We start from the raw sequence: 4,249 nt of genomic DNA, 5'->3' as shown, positions 1-4,249 counted from the left end.
AATTAATTATGAAATGGAACCGAAAGATCAAAAACAAAGGTAACTTAGTTAATGCAGTTTAGATGTCGAACAGCTTACAACATTAGACTCTGGATAAAGTTGGTATGCCGTTGTTTTATTTTATCCAGAGTGATGAAAGAGCGTTAGTCTGTTTTTTTGGGCTACTTGCTGTGGAATCGCCTGATATTGCTTTATCGCTGGTGGGTGGGAGAGTTATGCTCCGTGGGGGGAATTTTTGGGGAGTGCGATCGCGAATGGCTGTAATGATATGATGGCGAAATGGCAATCAATACTGCTCGGTTAAGCAATTTCGTGGGTATGATATGTCCGAAGAAGATATCTTTCACAATGCTGTTCGTTCAGCTTTAGAAAAAGAGCTTGACTAAAGTGCCAAATAGTTTGCTAAAATTCTCCAGAGTTAATCATTGAGAGGAAGTTTTGTGTTTGCCCTCAAACGAGCGCTCAAACTGAATAACAACGAAGCGACTTTGATGGCAAGACACGCAGGATTCCGGCGCGTAGTATTTAACTTTGGGTTAAGCTTGCGGACTCAAATGTATAGCGAGGGAAAATTCACAGACTCGAAGGTGATCAACGAAGTTAAAAAAGTTCTTACCAACTACGTCAAGAAAAAGCCTGAATTCGGCTGGATGAACCAGTTGTCTAGTCGAGTTTATCAAAATGCTTTAATTGACTTGAAAGATGCTTTTAGTAGATATCGCTCAGGAAAGGCAGGTCATCCAAAATTTGCTAGCCGTCGAGACGGTCAATCTTTTACGGTTGATTCATCTAACGGCAAAGTTTTGTTAACCGCTGGCAACACTATTAAGATTCCTACTTTGGGAACTTTTCGGCTTTTTGAGCCATTAGAGTGTAGTTTTATCTCTCAAACTTTCACGATTTCAAAACAAGGAAATCGCTGGTTCGTTTCTTTTTGCGTTGATGCAGAACGTCTCCCGGTTCAGCAGTCTGAAAGTTCTGTAGGAATTGATGTCGGCATCAAGTCATTTGCCACGCTGTCAACCCAGCAGGTTTTTGATGCGCCAAAACCGTTAAAGCAAGCGAAAACCAAGCTTGCTACTTTGCAGCGCCAAGCATCTAAACAGCTAAAAGGCTCTAAGAATCAGCGCAAAACTTACAATAAAATTAGCAGACTCCATGCAAGAATAGCTCGTATTCGCCTAGACTTTCTCCATAAGTTGACAACTTATTTAGCCCAAACTTTTAAGCTAATTAAGATTGAAGATTTAAACGTCAAAGGAATGATGGCGAATCATAAGTTAGCTGGAGCAATATCTGATCTTGGGTTTTACGAATTAAAACGGCAACTCGACTACAAGTGTCAAATGTATGGGGCTAGTTTGGTACTGGTAGACCAGTGGTTTCCTAGTACCAAAACTTGCTCGAATTGTGGCAACAAAAAAGATATGCCACTAAGCGTTCGGACTTTCGACTGTCCTGCTTGTGGCATATCTTTAGATCGGGATTTTAACGCAAGTTTGAATATTTTAAATTGGGAACCCTCGGCTTGAGGGGAATAGCCTACTTATCTTGGGATTAGCCGTCTACCCAACAGCGTAGGAAGTAAACCCTGAATTGTATCTAAAGACGACTTTAGGTAGGTTTAGGTAAGTTTTATAAAGCAGGGATGGATCATCACTCACGATCCTCTTTTTATCAAGGTAGAGGAACTTGATTTTTTTATCGACTTAGCAGGGAAGAAAATTTTAGCAGCAGAGAAAGATGGCTTCAAGATTGCTGTAGAGATTAAATCTTTTATCGGTGCATCTGATTTAGCCAGCTTTTATATAGCTTTGGGTCAATTTCTCAGCTATCGTTCTGCCCTGAGAAAGAAGCAACCCAACAGAATTTTGTATTTATTTAGCAATAAACCAAGATGTGTATAATGATTTTTTCAGCAATCGTTTTATTCAAGAATTAATTGCAGAGCATCAGCTCAAATTACTCATTTTTGATGCTATTCAAGAGGGGATACTTTTATGGAAAGAGTAAACTACAGAGAATTAATCCAAACAATTCTGTCTCAACACTCAAGGAATGACTTGGATACTGAAACAGAAGTTCAATTACTTTTTGATACCGAACGAGAGCATTATCATGTGGTTCATTTGGGCTGGGACGAGCAAAAACGGGTTTACGGCTGTGTGATTCACGTCGATATAAAAGATGGTAAATTTTGGATTCAGAGGGATAGAACGGAAGCAGGAATAGCGAATGAGCTAGTAGCCGCCGGAGTTCCCAAGGAAGATATTGTTTTAGCTTTTAAAGCCCCTTACGTGCGTCAATTTACTGAGTTTGCAGTGGGGTAATTGGATACGGAGGATTTACATTTTCATCAAAAATAAAGTATTTAGTTTTGTCACGCGAGCGGAACTTACGCTCATAAACCGGGTTGATCTGAAAATCCTGTGTTTGGAGAGGTCGAGGAATAGCATTGGGGAAGAGATTCATAATCCGGGTTAGCTACCCCCTTTATCATCGGCAGAAAGAAAGTCACTTTCTGCGATTGCAGAAGAATCTGCGCGCTCGTTATTTTCCCTCAGCAAGATTGTCAGCTTCCCGCTATCTTGGCAACAAGCCAAGACTTCCGGCTGATAAAATATGCAAAAAGATTATAATTTCAGTTAAGAGAGTGAAAATAACCATCGCAATGATGCGAATCGAGTTAATCTAACTCTCGAAAAAACTGAAAATCTCTCTTTACATCATGTGGATGAACTGTTGCGATGTTGATCAACTCGATTGATGTCAACTGGAAAGAAGGGAAGAGCGCCTGACGGGGTGACAACAAGAGTCAGAACACAGATAGAATCAAGGACATAGCCCTCATACCCCTCTGAAAAAATGGTAGTTTGTTTCGCCTGGTTCTCATTAATGAGCGTAATAATCTCTCGACTTGCATTCCATACCAATTACCCAGTATTGACCATATAATCCTATCCAAAAACTACTAGAACGACGTATTGAGCGCCCGTATTCAACTAACCTGCCCACATATTTCGGCACTCCCATCGTCTTGATTTTTTGACCTTGAATCACAGCACAACTGTAAGCAATGGCTATCAATAATATCAAACTGCTTAAACGCCAGGGCTGTTTCATTCTAGTTGAGTAGTTGTAGGAGACCGCAATCATAATCACTCCAGACCGCAATCAGGATTTTTTCGAGACCACATTAAATGCAACTGAAGCCAAACTTCAGACCAGATTAAATGAAACACAGACCAGATTAAATGCAACCAGACCGCAATCATCCAACCGAGACCGCATTAAATGCAACTAGCTCCCTGACCTCAAACACTGAAACTCAGTCAAGCTAAAACCTTTATCTGGAAAACAATCCAGCCATCAGTACAGTCGGCCCAGAGCAGAGCGTCTCGCTGTAAGTCCAGGTTTTAGTCGAGGGTTGAAATCCGTGCGTAGCCAACGAGCATATACTCGTGCCTCTGTTTTGAGGGCGAAGTGTGAGGGAATGTTACATAACTAACTAGGGCTTGCTGAATAAGTTAAGAAAACTCGCTATCGCAATTAATGGGTGATTCAAGCTCGGCGAAACATAATTTTTTGTTGACTATAACTTGCCCAGTTATAGCTTTTAGTAATGATTAACCCGTAAACAGGTGTGATTTTTGGTTTTTGACATAAAAACACACAAAAAACCCGTCTTAACCAGGTAGAAAGGTTCATTACTAAAAAAGTAATAGCAATAGCTGTACCAGAAGTATTATCAAGTTTTGCCATCACGCGATTCAAGCTGAATCTTCGTTTACGCAAGTCCCGAACTTGCCCTCAATAGAGTTACGAATTCTCTCATCTTCCCAGGCTTGTTTCTTTGTTTCCTTACTCACAATTGCTGGTGGTCTTCCTAACGGAGGCCCACTAATTCTAATTCCTCTTTCTTTACACCAAGCTCGGTTTTCCCTTGTTCGATAAATGCGATCTGCATGGACTGATTCTGGATAGTATCCTGTGTAACTTTTAAATGCTTCTACTTGGGCTTTTAAGTCTCCTGATTCGTTAAAATTATCCCAGCTTATTCGCTCTAAAAACACATAGCCATCAAAGCAACTCGCTGACAGTTTAGCTCGCCTCTCTACTGGTTTTCCTGCTTTACCTCTAACAATGGGACGGATGTGGGGTTGGCTTAAACTTACAGCACTTTGCTTAACGATTAGGTACAATATTAGAGGTGGTAAGAAAGAGAAAAATGAAACCCTACTCCCTAGAT

Annotated in this window: 5 protein-coding genes and 1 pseudogene; 4 read left to right on the top strand and 2 right to left on the bottom strand. The window is 40.7% G+C overall.

The genetic code is table 11. From position 1 onward, the window contains the following. Window positions 1–440: 440 nt before the first annotated feature. From QT979_RS28410 to QT979_RS28395, 4 genes are all read left to right on the top strand, one after another. Window positions 441–1,532, top strand: a complete 1,092-nt coding sequence (locus QT979_RS28410) for an RNA-guided endonuclease TnpB family protein (protein ID WP_333312339.1) — start codon at window positions 441–443, stop codon at window positions 1,530–1,532. 105 nt (window positions 1,533–1,637) lie between these two features. Further along, complete coding sequence (locus QT979_RS28405; protein WP_333312340.1) at window positions 1,638–1,907, top strand: element excision factor XisH family protein; 270 nt, start codon at window positions 1,638–1,640, stop codon at window positions 1,905–1,907. Further along, complete coding sequence (locus tag QT979_RS28400; RefSeq protein ID WP_333312338.1) at window positions 1,900–2,013, top strand: hypothetical protein; 114 nt, start codon at window positions 1,900–1,902, stop codon at window positions 2,011–2,013. Before QT979_RS28405 ends, QT979_RS28400 begins: the two co-directional genes overlap by 8 nt. Beyond that, on the top strand, window positions 2,001–2,330 hold the full coding sequence (locus QT979_RS28395; protein ID WP_106332496.1) for a XisI protein: 330 nt from the start codon (window positions 2,001–2,003) through the stop codon (window positions 2,328–2,330). Before QT979_RS28400 ends, QT979_RS28395 begins: the two co-directional genes overlap by 13 nt. 562 nt (window positions 2,331–2,892) lie before the next feature. Here QT979_RS28395 and QT979_RS28390 read toward each other — a convergent pair. Together QT979_RS28390 and QT979_RS28385 are read right to left on the bottom strand one after the other, a co-directional pair. Further along, window positions 2,893–3,123: a hypothetical protein gene (locus tag QT979_RS28390; RefSeq protein WP_333312337.1), complete on the bottom strand. Its 231-nt coding sequence runs from the start codon at window positions 3,121–3,123 to the stop codon at window positions 2,893–2,895. A 438-nt stretch (window positions 3,124–3,561) separates the two neighbouring features. Further along, a pseudogene (locus tag QT979_RS28385) lies at window positions 3,562–4,249 on the bottom strand (transposase); the annotation flags it as partial.

Origin of the sequence: Microcoleus sp. w2-18bC1, assembly GCF_036700365.1 — a bacterium.
GTDB lineage: Bacteria > Cyanobacteriota > Cyanobacteriia > Cyanobacteriales > Microcoleaceae > Microcoleus.
This window is presented reverse-complemented; position numbering and strand designations above follow the sequence as displayed.